Here is a 14,505-nt window from a genome sequence, read left to right on the forward strand (position 1 = left end):
CGTTGAGCTAACCGGTACTAATGAACCGTGAGGCTTAACCTTACAACGCCGAAGATGTTTTGGCGGATTTGAGAGAAGATTTTCAGCCTGATACAGATTAAACAGAATTTGCCTGGCGGCACTAGCGCGGTGGTCCCACCTGACCCCATGCCGAACTCAGAAGTGAAACGCCGTAGCGCCGATGGTAGTGTGGGGTCTCCCCATGTGAGAGTAGGGAACTGCCAGGCATCAATTACGTGAAGAGCCCATCCTGACGGATGGGCTTTTTGCGTTTTCGTGGCCTGAGAAATTACGGCAAAGTGCTATCACGTTACCGACAGCGCTGATGTATTCCAGCCTGAAGCTGGTCATACGCCCTCCCTCCGGTTAAAGCGTGGCTAAGGTATAAAAATGACGCAGCGGGCTGTTTCTTTAGTTTACCTTATGGGACGATTTCGGCCGTTTCAGCAGCTGATATACAGCAATACCTAACATTACCGAACGCATCAGCCGAACGGCTATTGTGATGGGGTATCCGCCGTATTAAAACAGCATTGATTGATATCCCATTGAAAATAAAGTGGTTTTCATGTTTTGTCTGGACTCGCAACGAGAACGATGAATATTGAGGCGAGCCGTCAGGGGAAATGATTATCAGCAGCGATGACGAAAAAAATAGTGCTCTTTCAACCCTTTTTTATTGAGAAATAGCCTGCAAGGAATTTATTTTCTGAATAAAATAACTTTATGAAGGCGGTTTTTATATTGATATATGTTTTATATGAAAATAAAAATATATATAAAATCGTTTCTTAATATTTAATATGAATTATATTAAGAATATTTCCAGCTTAATTATTAAGTTACTCTAATGTAATCAGGTTAACAAATAGATACGAAACCTCCTCATCATGCCGGGCAGCAGGTATAACCGCTGGACTTTTTCTGCGAAATGACTTAGTGTCCTTAACACTTTGTTAACTCGATCTGGTTTAAGTTAATTCAAATTTGCTAAAAACATAGAGTGCATTGCCTGTATGGAAGCTAACCCGGTAACGTCCTTCGACGGATAATGCATGTTACCGGCTGGCAATATGAGAATATAAATGAAAATTCTGATTAACTGGCCTCCTCTGCGCCAACTAATAAATTATATCCGGGAGCGTTTTACCTTTCTGGTCTTGCTCTGCTGGCCAGCGATCATCTGGCTGGTTTGTCGGGCGCTTGTCTGGTTAACAGATGGACTGATGGTTCTGCTGGGAAAGCCTATCGATCACTCCTTTACCGTGTATCTTCAGCCACTTATGACGCTAAGCGCGCTACTGAGAATTTCCGTCAGCTGGGTGCTGCTGCTGTTTATCCTGTTCAGCATGGCGATGGGGTTCACCTGGGCTTTGCGGCGCTTTATGAATCGAAATAAATAACGCCGATGCTGGGACCGCAGGGAGCGGCACCGGCGTTGACTCAGGCCATCTCACCGATCGTTTTGCGAAAACGCAGTAGCGCGACAGTAAAAAATACCCCACCGATAGCCAGCAGCGTCAGAAACTGCGGCCAGACGATGGAGAAATCCGCGCCGCGATAAAGAATGGCCTGCGCCAGACTGACAAAGTGGGTTGTCGGCATGGTGAGCATAATATCCTGTACAGCCTGCGGCATACTTTCCCGGGGTGTGGAGCCGCCGGAAAGCATCTGCAGCGGCAACAGCACCAGAATCATCAGCAGCCCCAGCTGCGGCATGGAACGCGCCACCGTACCCATAAAAATGCCGATCGAGGTGGTGGCAAACAGGCTCAGGGCGACCCCAAGCATAAAGAGCGGAATTGAGCCCTCTATCGGTACCTGCAGCACGCCCTGAACCATCAGGATCAGGGAGAGTCCGGAAACCACCAGCACCACCAGCCCCATTGACCATATCTTCGCCATCATGATCTCAAACGGCGTGACCGGCATAACCAGCAGGTGCTCTACAGTGCCATGTTCTCGCTCGCGTATCAGCGCCGAGCCGGTCAGCACGATCGCCAGCATGGTGATATTGTTGATAATTGCCATGACGGCGCCGAAACGCTCCTGTTCCAGGTTCGGGTTAAAACGCATTCTGACGGCCAGCTCAACCGGCAGCGAGCCGTTATCCCGGTAGCGGGTGACAAAGCTGTTCACCTCGCCGGTGACGATATTCTGGATATAGCTATTGCCGGTAAACGCCTGGCTCATACGCGTCGCGTCGACGTTAACCTGCAGCTCGGGCTGGCGTCCGGCCAGAACGTCGCGCTGGAAATCCGGCGGAATATTGATGGCGAAGGTATAGCGTCCCGCATCCAGCCCGGTGTCCATCTCATCAGCGGTGATCAGCGCCGGCGGCAAAAACCAGGGCCGATAAAAACCATTGATAATACGCGATGAAAGCTGCGACTTATCCATGTCAGCAATAGCGATGGGCGCCAGATGTAGTGAACCCGGCATCACGGTTGCGGAGGAGTACACCGAGACGGTAAAAGCAAAGACAATTAACGTCAGCATCGCTTTATCGCCCAGCAGGCTGCGTAGCTCTTTCATCCCCAAATTATAAATATTGCGTAATCCACGCATTATCCCTCCTGTTTTTTCAACAGCCACACGCTCAGGCCCAGCACCAGCGGAACCGCGATAAGCAGCGGAATAAAGGATCCCCACAGGTCCGTCAGATTCAGCGCTTTGGAGAACGTTCCGCGCGCGATGGTCAGAAAGTGGCTGGTTGGATAAATCTGGCCAATCCAGCGGCCGGGCCCTTCCAGCGAGGCGACGGGGTCGATCATCCCGGAGAACTGCGTCGCCGGGATAAGCGTAATGATCGCGGTGCCGAAAATCGCCGCAATCTGGCTTTTCATAAAGGTGGAGATCAGCAGGCCAAGCCCGGTGGCGATAGTGACGTAGAGCAGCGCGGCGAGGGTGAGCGTCAGAAAACTCCCCTTATGCGGTACGCCAAAGACAAACACCGACAGCGCGCAGAGCAGGAAGAAGTTGAACATCCCCAGCACGATATATGGCACCTGTTTACCCAGCAGAAATTCGCTGCGGGTGCTTGGCGTCACGTACAAATTGATAATTGAGCCGAGCTCTTTCTCGCGGACCACGCTAAGCGCGCTGAGCATCGCCGGGATCATCATCAACAGCAGCGGAATTACCGCCGGGACAATCGCCGGCAGGCTTTTCACATCCGGGTTATAGCGGTAGCGGGTTTCGATGGAAATCAGTGACGTATCGCGGTTTGGGCTGGACTGGCGACCGGCCATCTCCTGCAGCCAGGCCAGATGCATGGCCTGGACGTAGCCGCGCACCGTCTCCGCGCGGTTCGGCATGGCGCCGTCCACCCACACGCCAATTTGCACCGGCGTTCCACGGGCGATATCGCGGCCAAAATTGGGCGGAATTTCGATAGCCACCGCCAGCTCGCCGTTGCGCATTCTTCTGTCCAGTTCGCTATAGCTTTGCAGCGGCGGCTGTTCGATGAAGTAGCGCGAACCGGCGATATTTTGCGACCAGCCCTGGCTGCTGACGGTCTGGTCGCGGTCGAGCACCGCGAATCGCAGATCTTCGACGTCCATACTGATCCCGTAGCCCATGATGAACATCAGGATCACGGTGCCGAGCAGGGCCAGGGTCGATCGCACCGGATCGCGGCGCAGCTCAAGCGCTTCACGGCGGCTGTAGCTAAACAAGCGCTGCAGGCTAAACGTCTGGCGCGGCGCCACGCTTTCGGTTTTGTGTTCTATCGCGGGAACCGGCGCGGCTTTCGCATCAGGCGGCTGGGCGGTATCTGCTGCTTCCTGCAGCCAGGCGATAAACGCCTCTTCAAGGCTGGCCGATCCGCGCTGTTCGACCAGCGCCTGCGGCGTATCGCTGGCCAGCACTTTTCCGGCATGCATCAGCGAAATGCGATCGCAGCGTTCCGCTTCATTCATAAAGTGGGTGGAGATAAAAATCGTTACCCGGTCCTGGCGGGCTAGATCGACCATCAGCTGCCAGAACATATCCCGGGCTACCGGATCGACGCCGGAGGTGGGTTCATCAAGGATTAACATTTCTGGACGGTGGATCACCGCGACTGCCAGCGAGAGCCGCTGACGGATACCTAATGGTAGCGAAGCGGGTAGAGTGTCTTCTACCTCTTCCAGCATAAAGCGCTGGCTCATTTCGGCGATCCGTCCGGGGATTTCCGCCTTCGGGATATGGAACAGGCGCGCATGCAGTTCGAGGTTTTGCCGCACGGTCAGTTCGCTGTAGAGGGAAAAGGCCTGCGACATATAGCCGACGCGGCGGCGGGTCTCGATGTCTCTGGGGTCGACCGGCTGGCCAAACAGCCACGCTTCGCCTTCGCTGGCCGGTAGCAGCCCGGTCAGCATTTTCATGGTCGTTGATTTGCCGCAGCCGTTGGAGCCGAGGAAGCCGAAAATCTCGCCGCGGGCGATACGAAAATTCACGTGGTCAACGGCGACAAAATTACCGAAGCGCATGGTGAGCCCGCGCGCTTCAATCGCAATTTCGTCTTCATCCGTATGGCGCGGCGGGATGATCACCTCTTTATGCGCCAGGCGTTGAGCGTCGGGAAGCAGGGCGATAAACGCCTGCTCCAGCGTCTGACTTGCCGTGTGCGCTTTAAGCTCATCGGCGCTGCCGGTCGCCAGAACTTCCCCCGCGTTCATGGCTACCAGCCAGTCAAAGCGCTCCGCCTCTTCCATGTAAGCGGTGGCGACCAGTACGCTCATCTCCGGCTGACGCTGGCGAATGTTGTCGATCAGATCCCAAAACTGCGCCCGCGAGAGGGGATCGACGCCGGTGGTAGGTTCATCGAGGATCAGCAACTGCGGGTCGTGAATAAGCGCGCAGCACAGGCCGAGCTTCTGCTTCATCCCCCCGGAGAGTTTCCCCGCCGGACGGTCGCGAAACGGCGCCAGGCCGGTACTCTGGAGCAGTTCATTGATACGGATGTCGCGTTCGGCTTTATCATGGCCGAACAGACGGGCGAAGAAATCAACGTTTTCATAGACCGATAAGGTGTGATAGAGGTTTTTCCCCAGCCCTTGGGGCATCCAGGCGATTTTCGGGCAAACGTCCTGGCGGTGACGCACATCACGCATGTCGCCGCCGAGCACCATGACGTTGCCGCGCTCAATCACGCGCGCGCCGGAAATCAGCGATAGTAGGCTGGACTTGCCCACGCCGTCTGGCCCGATCAGGCCCACCATACAGCGGGCGGGAATGCTCAGCGTAATGTCCTTCAGCGCGACGGTTGCACCAAAGCGCTGGCTGACGTTTTCCAGGCGGGCGACGGTTTTCATTGCGGTAGCCTCACCGTCAGCGCTTCAGGCCACGTCTGCTGGTTATCCAGACGCACCCAGGCCATCCCGGGCAGGCCGGTCTTCACATACTCCAGATGCTCTGCCAACAGCGCTGGCGGAATACGGGCTTTTACGCGGAACATCAGCTTCAGCCGTTCATCGCTGGTTTCCACCGTCTTGGGCGTAAACTGCGCCACGCTGGCGACAAAACTGATATTGGCGGGGATCACCAGATTCGGCGCGGCATCGAGGATAATTCGCGCTTCGCTGCCCAGCGCCAGCAGGCCCGCCTGCTCGGTCGGCAGGAAGAAGGTCATATAGACGTCGGACAAGTCGACCATATTCAGCACCCGGCCGCCCGCCGCCAGCACCTCTCCCGGTTCGGCGACGCGGTACTGAATACGACCATCGCGCGGTGCTTTCAGTTCGCTATCGTCGATATCGGCGATAATCCGCCGTTCGGTCGCCTGGGCGGCCTCGACCCGGGTTTGCGCCTGAATGATACTGGTTCGCGCCGCCTCAATCGCGGCCCTGGCGGCAGAGACCTGCGCTTTGGCAGATTCCAGCGCCGCCCTGGCGCTTTCTGCCGCCGCCTGGTCGTCATCCAGCTGCTGCGCGGAGACCGCGCCGCGCTGCGAGAGCGTGCTGGAGCGGACGTGTCGTTTAGCCGAGGAGTTCAGCTCCGCCTGCCGCTGCTTCACCACCGCTTCCGTAGCGCGCATTTCGCTTTGGCGCTGGTCGAGCAGGGCTTTCGCGGCGGCAATCGCACTCTCTGCTTCCTTGATTTGCGCGGCGGCCTCCAGCCGTTGTTCGTTGAGCACGCGGGTATCCATGCGGGCCAGGACGTCGCCCTGGCGAACAAACTGCCCCTCCTTGACCAGGATCGTCTCGATACGTCCGGCGGTTTTGGTGGCGATATCGACTTCCGTGGCTTCAATTCTACCGTTGCTGCTGGCAAAGCCCGCTGGAATCCCCGGCGGGCGCAGCATCCACCATGCCGCCGCGGCAATCACCACCGCTAAACCAATAACGTATCCAACCCAACGCCGTTTGATTTTGTCCATACGCGACTCGCTTTGTTCCATAGGCTGAGTGGTGCGCGCTTCTCCTCCGCGTAGCGAAGTATCGTCTCTTCAGGAAAGGGAGGAATGGGGGGCAAGGCCAACCGGCGCGTGAATCCTGCTGCGCGGCGAACCGGTCGGAAAGAGGTGCGATTAATGTGGTCATCATCAGCAATCCTCGCCTTAAATGAAACACGCATATTTATTGCTACCGTCAATGCAATACTAACACCCGCACTAATTATGTCCATATAAAAAACATGGACTTGTCGCTGGGTTAACATAAAAACAGCCGCGGACCGATACGCCAATATTACCCATAATACTATTTGGGTTTAATGCCTCGGGGAGTCGCTCATACAATCTCATAGCGCTTCATTAAATCATCATACTTATAAGCTACCGCACAACGCTAATAACCTGAGGATATTATTGGTGGGGAACTGGCGCATTTTTAATCTGGTTGCTCCAGGAGAACTGTTGTATGATCTCCGGCCCTGAAAATACACTCACGCCAGGCGAGCGCTTTATTCAATGAAAGATGAAAGCCAAAAATATATCTCAATTATTTTTAAGGAATGGTTGCCGCTGTACGACAGCCTGACGCCGGAGGTGAAGGCGGTACTTAAAAATATAGCCGGGCAGCAGGCGGAGGCGTTAGCGACCCGTTTCTATGACTTTATTTTTCAGGACCCGGATATCGCCAGGCATCTTACCTATGATTTAGTCCAGGAGCGGCTCAGCAGCTCGCTGGCCGGGTGGGTGAAAGATATCCTGATGTGTGAGAAAGAAAATTTGCAGGCGCTGGCGGAGCGGCAGTACCTGATCGGCAGCATCCATTCGCGTATCGGTATCCCGGCAGAGGCCGTGCTTCGCGGCGCGCGCCAGCTGAAAGCCGGGCTGATTGAAAATATCCGCGATAGTCACCTCGATCGCGAAACCAGCGTCGCCGCCATCTACTACGCCATCATGGCCATTAACATGGCGGTAGAGATGATGTGCCACGCCTATACCCTGTCGCACTATCGGGCGACAAAAAATGAAGAGGCCTACCGCCTGTATAGCCTGATGGATAACGTGCCGCTGGAATATGGCAAGCAGCAGGCCTCGCTCTCCGGATGGGAAAATAGCGCTATTTTTAATATCGTTAGCGATAATAAGACAGATATTAACGGCGCGTTATTATCTGATTCGGAATTTGGTCTGTGGTTCCGCCATAAATGCGTGCGTTATTTTAACAAAAATCCGCAAATGGAGGAGATCGCCGACTTAATTAGCAAGGTGGATGCGCTGTTATCCGCCTGGAAATCCTCGTCGGACGGTTCTGAGTATAAAAATACGCAGGCTCTGCTGCAGGGGATTCATATCCATTGCCAGCAGATCGGCAGCCAGCTGGGGGTACTCTTTAGCAGCCTGTCGCAGATGCAAAGCGGTAAGGATTCGCTGACCAGCCTGCTGAACCGTCGCTATCTGCCGGTTGTCCTCAAGCATGAAGTGACGCTGGCGATGGAGTATGAGCTGCCGATGACGGTGGCGATTATCGATATTGACCACTTTAAAGAGATCAATGATAGCTGGGGCCATATGGTCGGCGACCGGGCCATCAAGCACGTTGCGGAGCTGCTCAGCGATAATATTCGATCCAGCGATTATATCTTCCGCTACGGCGGCGAGGAGTTTCTGCTGGTGCTGGTGGAGACCGGCGCGGCGGAAGCCTTTACTATCCTTGAACGGCTGCGTAAAAAAATCAGCCAGCTGGCGTTTAGCGTTGGCGCTGACAATGAGATTTCGATTACCGCCAGCATCGGCTACGCCGTCCACACCGGTCACCCGGACTACAATCTTCTGCTGCGCGACGCCGACAGCGCACTGTACGTCGCCAAGCGCGATGGGCGCAACTGCGTGAAGCTGCATGAAGGCGACGGGAATTAATCTGCCGAGCCCTTCCCGGAGGCGGCGCGCTGCGCCTGTCCGGGCTACCTGATCGCAGACGGCAGTAAACCCGTAGCCCGGTAAGGCGACAGCCACCACCGGGGAATAAACCGCAGAATATCTTCCGGTCGGGCGCCATCCCGGAGGCGGCACGCTGCGCCTGTTCGGGCTACCTGGCTGCAGACGGCTGTGAATCTGTAGCCCGGGCAAGGCGCGTCGAGCGCCGCCCCCGGGAGAGATGCGGCAGCGGATTTCAATGCGGCGAGATCTCCGTGCCTCAGAACAGCACCGGCAGCCCCAGGCCGCGTTTCACTTCATGCAGCGTCCGTTGTGTCAGCAGATGCGCCCGCTCGCTTCCCCGGCGCAGCAGCGCCAGCAGCATGCCTTTATCCTGAATATAGATCGCCCGGCGTTCGCGTATCGGCGCCAGCAGCTCCTGTAAGCAGGTCTCCAGCGCGTTTTTGCACTGCCTGTCTCCCAGCCCTCCGCGCTGATAGTGGGCTTTCATCTCGGCCACGAAGGTTTTATCGGTATGGAAGGCATCAAGATAAGTAAACACCACGTTGCCTTCTACCTGACCCGGGTCGGCGACCCGCAGGTGATTCGGGTCGGTGTACATGGCGCTGACCGCACGATGGATCTCCTCTTCACTGGCCGAAAGGGTGAGCGTGTTCCCCAGCGATTTCGACATTTTGGCATTGCCATCGATGCCCGGCAGGCGACTGACGTCGCTGAGCAGCGCTTTGCAGTGCTGTAAGATCGGCGTCGTCGTCAGGCTATTCATTTTGTGCACGATCTCATTGGTCTGTTCAATCATCGGTAGCTGATCGTCGCCGACCGGCACCAGTTCGGCCTTAAAGGCGGTGATATCGGCGGCCTGGCTAATGGGATAGGCTAAAAATCCCACCGGCAGCGAGCGGGAAAACCCCTTCTGAGCGATTTCATTTTTTACCGTCGGATTACGTTCAACCCGGGCGACGGTGACGATATTCATATACAGCGCGCTGAGTTCGGCCAGCGCCGGCAGGGCGGATTGCAGGCAAATGGTGGTCTTCTGCGGATCGATGCCGACGGCGAGATAATCGGCCATCACCTCAAGGATATTGCTGCTGATTTTTTGCGGGTTGCTGCCGTTGTCGGTCAGTCCCTGGAGATCCGCGACGAGGATAAACTGCTGGTGGTCATGCTGGAGCTGCACGCGCTGGCGCAGGGAACCGACGTAGTGTCCGAGGTGCAACTGGCCGGTAGGACGGTCGCCGGTCAGAATAGTTTGGCTGGTGCTCATGAGTGACTCCTTAGGATGCTATCAGGCCGAAGGGCGACACTCAAAAACAACAAAGCCGCCTTCCGGCGGCTTTGAATAGAGGAAACGTGACATCTTGCCGCCTGTTATGCAGGCAGCCACCAACGGCGGAGGTGAGAAATGACAACGTTTCTGTTCATCTTTTTATCCTGCCACGAAAAGCCGCGGCAGTAAAAGCCCTTTTTCATTCAGCGATAAACCGGCAGCAGGTTAAAGCTGGATAAGATATGAATTATTGCGTTGGCGCCGCCGAAGCACAAAATCAGGATAATCATGGCATTGCCGCCCCATACCCGATAGTTCGGGCTGCCGAAACGCCTGCGTGAGGCGCGCGCCAGCAGGGCGGGGACGATAGCGGCCCAGACGGTGGCGGCGAGACCGGCGAAGCCAATAGCGTAGATAAAACCGTTAGGCCACAGCAGCCCGCCGGCGATCGGCGGCAGAAAGGTCACCAGCGCGGTTTTAAACCGCCCCAGCCGGCTATCGTCAAACTTAAACAGATCCGCCAGATAATCAAACAGGCCGAGAGTCACGCCCAGGAACGAGCTGGCGACGGCGAAGTTGGAAAAGACGGTCAGCAATAAATCGAGGGTCGAACTGTTCAACAGGCCGCTTAAGGTCTGCACCAGCACGTCGATATTGCCGCCTTTTTCGGCGATAGCGATAAACGCCGGGCGCGGAATATTGCCCATCGTGCCGACCAGCCAGATGATATACAGCACCAGCGCCATCAGCGTGCCGAGCAGCAGGCAGCGGCGAATGGTAAGCGGATCTTTACCGTAGTACTTCATCAGGCTGGGGACGTTGCCGTGATAGCCAAATGAAGCCAGGCAGAACGGCAGCGTCATCAGAACGTAGGGTAGATAGGATGCATTGGTTTCCGCGCGGTTAAACAGAATCGCGGGCTCCACGTGCCACATCAGGCCGCCAAAGGTCATAAAGAAGGTGAGGATTTTAGCGCCCAGCACGATAGTCGTCATCCGGCTAACCGCTTTCGTACTCAGCCAGACAATAAAGGCGACGATCAGCGCAAACGCCAGGCCGCCTAAGCGCGCCGGTACCGCGAGATCCATTTGCGCAAAAGTATGCTGAATAACTGAACCGCTGGCGGAAATATAGGCGTAGGTCAGGATATATAATACGAAGGCGACGGTCAGGCCGTTAATAATATTCCAGCCGTTTCCGAGTAAATCCTTGGTAATCGTGTCGAAGCTGGCGCCAATATGATAATTGAGATTGGCTTCGAGGATCATTAACCCGGAGTGCAGCATACAAAACCAGGTAAAGATGAGCGCCAGCAGCGACCAGAAAAACCAGGCGCCGGACATCACCACCGGTAAAGAAAACATGCCGGCGCCAATAATCGTGCCGCCGATAATCATCGCTCCGCCAATCAGCGATGGTGTATTAGTTGAGACCGCTTTTGAGACTGATAATGTAGCCATAAGGTGCATTCCTCACGTGGCTATATAGTAAATAACGGGCTGCGGGCAAACGGCTACCCGGCGCAACCCGAATGATTGAGCTTAAAGAGATGGATTTAAATTAATGGCGCTCCCGTTGCGAGAGCGCCAGGACGTTATTTATTTCACCGGTTTCAGTCTGGCGACGAAGTGGCGCAGTACCGGCGGCTCATAGGTAAAGGTCAGACCCTTAATCGTGGCGGCGCGCGCCTTAACGGCGATCAGCGCATCAGCGATATAGTCCATGTGATCGTTGGTATAAACCCGGCGCGGAATGGTCAGGCGCAGTAGCTCCATCGGCGACGCCTTCTGTTTGCCGGTTTGCGGATCGCGGCCCAGCAGCAGGGAGCCGATTTCCACGCTGCGGATGCCCGCTTCCAGATACAGCTCGTTGTTTAGCGCGTGCGCCGGGAACTGCTCCGGTGGGATATGCGGCAGCAGCAGCTTAGCATCGACGAACACCGCATGGCCGCCGGTCGGATACTGAATCGGAATGCCGCCTTCGCGCAGGCGTTCGCCGAGGTATTCCACCTGATTGATGCGATAAGCGAGGTAATCCTCGTTGGTTCCTTCTTCCAGGCCGATAGCCAGCGCCTCCATATCGCGTCCCGCCAGGCCGCCGTAGGTGACAAAGCCTTCCATCGGCACGCAGCGGATGCGCACTTCGTTGAAGAGATCTTCGTCATCGCGGAAGCAGCACAGGCCGCCAATATTCACCATCGGGTCTTTCTTGGCGGACATGGTCAGCATATCGCCGTACTGGTACATCTCAAGAATAATCTCTTTCACCGATTTATCGGTGTAGCCCTCTTCGCGCTGTTTAATAAACCAGGCGTTTTCGCAGAAGCGGGCGGAGTCGATCACCACCGGAATATTATTCTGACGCGCAATCTGATACACCTCGCGCATATTCGCCAGCGATACCGGCTGGCCGCCGGAGCTGTTACAGGTGACGGTGGTAATAATCGCCGCCACGTTTTCCGCGCCGTGTTCGGCGATGGTCGCTTTCAGCAAATCAATATCAAAGTTGCCTTTCCAGTCGTACCACGAGGTGGTGTCGAAGGCTTTCGGCGTCACCACGTTAATGGCTTTCGCGCCGTTGAGCTCCACGTGCGCGGCGGTGGTATCGAAGTGGAAGTTGGAAATAAACACCGGATGCGCCGACTTGCGGCGAGCAATCAGGCTCGGGAACAGAATCTGCTCCGCGCCGCGCCCCTGGTGGGTGGGAATGGTATAGGGATAGCCGATAATCTCTTTGACCTTTTCGCACAGATGCTGATAGTTACGCGACCCGGCGTAGGCTTCGTCGCCCATCATCAGCCCGGCCCACTGATGGTCGCTCATCGCGCCGGTGCCGGAGTCGGTCAGCAGGTCGATATACACGTCCTGGCTATTGAGCAAAAACGGGTTATAGCCCGCCTCTTCCAGCGCTTTGACGCGATCGTCAAAAGTGGTCATACGAATGTTTTCGACCATTTTAATGCGGAACGGCTCAGGGATACGTTTCATTTATTTTCTCCATGGGGATGCTGTGCCGCGTTTGGCTATTTGGCGACAAATAAAAAGCGCAACAAATAGCGACTAAACGCAGTGCTGAATTAATTTTTTTAGAGAGTGAACAGCAGCGGAGAATTAACGAGGGAAGTCGTTGGAGATGCGGTGATCTAAATTATACCAGTCGTCCAGGCCGCCCTGGGCAATGAGACGATAAATCGATTTTTGCGTCATGACATCGTCCTCTGTGGGTGAAGGGATGCCATAAAAATAAGGTAAAATGAGAAAATAACCACGATTAAAATCACAAAAAATTATTTATCGATAAGCGGAGTATAAAAATTTGACGCTTGTCGTCTTTTTAGCGTTATTGATTAGCAGGCGATGGTTTTTTGTTTTTTTATTACGCCAATAACGGTTTATTAAGTGAGGTTTTTAGCGCCTTCACCGCAATCAATGAAGGCGCTGGCGGAGCTTACATGCTGGAGAAGACGTTCATAATGATGCCGCCGGAGATGATCAGCACCATGGCGAGGATGGCCGGGATATCCGGTTTTTGCTTATAGAGGATCATCGAGCAAATCGTGACGCCGACGATGCCAAAGCCGCACCACAGCGAGTAGGCAACGCCGACCGGAATAGTGCTCATCGCGCGGGTGAGGGCGAAGTAGCACAGGCCGTAGGCGCAGACCACCAGCACCGACGGCGCCAGCTTGCTGAAGCCGTTGGTCTTTTTGATCATCGACGTGCCGGTGATTTCGGAGCCGATAGACAGCGCCAGCCATAAAAATCCGAGGTTAAACATATGCGGTTCCTTTTCTGTTAGTTGGCGACTTTTTTGTCCAGGGATGCAGCGGCAGCGGCCGGTTGCGCGGGCGCTTCCTCGCTCTCTTCGCTACCCATTTTGGAAAACAGGTTCATGATTACGATACCGCTGGCGATAACCGCCATGCCGATAATGGCGGCGGTGTCCGGGTGCTGGCCGTAAAACGCCATTCCCAGCGTCGACACCACGAGGATGCCGGTACCGGACCAGGTGGCGTAGGCCAGACCGACGGGAATATCCTTCACCGCGCGGGACAGCGAGTAGTAGCAGGTGCAGTACAGCAGCACCAGCAGCCCGAGCAGCAGCATTTTGGTCATCCCTTCACTGCTGCCGAACATTTTGAGGGTGGAGGTGGCTGAGGTTTCGGAAACGATAACCAGCAGCATCCATAGCCAACACTTTGTTTTTGAAGACATAAGTTAAACTCCGGGTTTACTATTTAAGGTAAGGTTCTTTTTTCTGTTTTTTAAAAAATCGCTAGCGGCATCGGTCAACTGCGCTTCAGGGGTACAGGCCAGCGCCGGATTATTCACCACGTCTGTGACAGTGAGATAACGCCGCGGGCTGCTCGCCGGCGCCGCCGTCGCTTCGCGACCCGACGCCAGCTTCTCCAGCAATTCGTTCATGGTGCACAGCGTGACGCCGCATTCGGCCAGGCGGGCCAGCGTGGCCTGCATATGCCCGGCGTAAGCGGTATCAGGCTGCGCGCCCCGCAGATGGTTAAGCTCGCTAGCGGGATCGCAGTGATAGCGCAGCGCCAGCACCGGCAGGCCGCTCAGCAGGGCATCGTGCACGCGGCGGGCAACGGGACTGTGCAGGGAACCCTTCAGCAGATCCGCCGCCAGCGGGTAGTCGAGAAACGGCAGCAGCAGCGCCTTATACGAGGCCGAAGGCAGCGCATGTTGCCAGTCCGCCGCCGCCAGCGTTTTACCGATAGCCTGCCACTGCTCGCCGTCGTCAATCCCGCTCTCCAGCGCCAGGTGTAGGCTCTCGCCGCAGCCGGCCAGCCGCTGGCGAATAGCTTGCCGGTAGCCCGCCGCGGCGGTCACCATCACCAGTACCGGCGGCCGCAGACGCTGAATAATGCGTTCAACCAGGTCTTCCATCTGTTGGTTGGTCATGGCGAGCC

At 55.7% G+C, this 14,505-nt stretch carries 12 protein-coding genes and 1 rRNA gene; 3 read left to right on the forward strand and 10 right to left on the reverse strand.

All coding sequences use genetic code 11. The features are described from left to right. Positions 1–111: 111 nt before the first annotated feature. Both rrf and CMQ96_RS27380 read left to right on the forward strand, forming a co-directional pair. Positions 112–227 (forward strand): 5S ribosomal RNA (rrf, locus tag CMQ96_RS27375). 858 nt (positions 228–1,085) lie between these two features. Beyond that, a complete protein-coding gene (locus tag CMQ96_RS27380; RefSeq protein ID WP_004133081.1) occupies positions 1,086–1,403 on the forward strand; it encodes a hypothetical protein in 318 nt (105 codons plus the stop codon). Positions 1,404–1,443: 40 nt separating this feature from the next. On the opposite strand, the gene CMQ96_RS27385 is transcribed toward CMQ96_RS27380, so the two are convergent. Genes CMQ96_RS27385 through CMQ96_RS27395 form a run of 3 tightly spaced genes read right to left on the reverse strand, consistent with a single transcriptional unit; the run spans position 1,444 to position 6,361 of the window. Further along, complete coding sequence (locus CMQ96_RS27385) at positions 1,444–2,568, reverse strand: ABC transporter permease (RefSeq protein ID WP_049131621.1); 1,125 nt, start codon at positions 2,566–2,568, stop codon at positions 1,444–1,446. Beyond that, complete coding sequence (rbbA, locus tag CMQ96_RS27390; protein ID WP_098067600.1) at positions 2,568–5,297, reverse strand: ribosome-associated ATPase/putative transporter RbbA; 2,730 nt, start codon at positions 5,295–5,297, stop codon at positions 2,568–2,570. The genes CMQ96_RS27385 and rbbA overlap by 1 nt, the downstream gene beginning before the upstream one ends. After that, positions 5,294–6,361 (reverse strand): HlyD family secretion protein, encoded by a 1,068-nt coding sequence (locus tag CMQ96_RS27395; protein ID WP_024360454.1) that lies wholly within the window; start codon positions 6,359–6,361, stop codon positions 5,294–5,296. The genes rbbA and CMQ96_RS27395 overlap by 4 nt, the downstream gene beginning before the upstream one ends. A gap of 531 nt (positions 6,362–6,892) precedes the next feature. On the opposite strand from CMQ96_RS27395, the gene CMQ96_RS27400 reads away from it, so the two are divergent. Then, entirely contained in the window at positions 6,893–8,290 is a 1,398-nt protein-coding gene (locus CMQ96_RS27400) for a GGDEF domain-containing protein (protein WP_024360453.1), read from the forward strand. 277 nt (positions 8,291–8,567) lie between these two features. On the opposite strand, the gene trpS is transcribed toward CMQ96_RS27400, so the two are convergent. The 7 genes from trpS to CMQ96_RS27435 form a co-directional block, all read right to left on the reverse strand. Further along, positions 8,568–9,575, reverse strand: coding sequence for a tryptophan--tRNA ligase (gene trpS / locus CMQ96_RS27405; RefSeq protein ID WP_098067601.1), 1,008 nt, complete (start codon positions 9,573–9,575; stop codon positions 8,568–8,570). A gap of 206 nt (positions 9,576–9,781) precedes the next feature. Then, positions 9,782–11,038, reverse strand: a complete 1,257-nt coding sequence (gene mtr, locus CMQ96_RS27410) for a tryptophan permease (protein ID WP_098067602.1) — start codon at positions 11,036–11,038, stop codon at positions 9,782–9,784. Between the two features lie 138 nt (positions 11,039–11,176). Beyond that, entirely contained in the window at positions 11,177–12,565 is a 1,389-nt protein-coding gene (gene tnaA / locus CMQ96_RS27415) for a tryptophanase (RefSeq protein WP_098067603.1), read from the reverse strand. A 123-nt stretch (positions 12,566–12,688) separates the two neighbouring features. After that, positions 12,689–12,784: a tryptophanase leader peptide gene (gene tnaC, locus CMQ96_RS27420; protein WP_004098218.1), complete on the reverse strand. Its 96-nt coding sequence runs from the start codon at positions 12,782–12,784 to the stop codon at positions 12,689–12,691. A 241-nt stretch (positions 12,785–13,025) separates the two neighbouring features. Continuing rightward, positions 13,026–13,355, reverse strand: a complete 330-nt coding sequence (locus CMQ96_RS27425) for a multidrug efflux SMR transporter (protein WP_004108688.1) — start codon at positions 13,353–13,355, stop codon at positions 13,026–13,028. A 17-nt stretch (positions 13,356–13,372) separates the two neighbouring features. Then, entirely contained in the window at positions 13,373–13,792 is a 420-nt protein-coding gene (locus tag CMQ96_RS27430; RefSeq protein WP_004133067.1) for a multidrug efflux SMR transporter, read from the reverse strand. A 3-nt stretch (positions 13,793–13,795) separates the two neighbouring features. After that, positions 13,796–14,497 carry a hypothetical protein gene (locus tag CMQ96_RS27435; protein WP_098067604.1) on the reverse strand — a complete coding sequence of 234 codons (702 nt, stop codon included), beginning with the start codon at positions 14,495–14,497 and terminating at the stop codon, positions 13,796–13,798. Positions 14,498–14,505: the final 8 nt, after the last annotated feature.

The sequence above is a fragment of the Klebsiella sp. MBT K-1 genome (assembly GCF_002556465.1).
In the GTDB taxonomy this organism is placed as follows: domain Bacteria; phylum Pseudomonadota; class Gammaproteobacteria; order Enterobacterales; family Enterobacteriaceae; genus Klebsiella; species Klebsiella grimontii.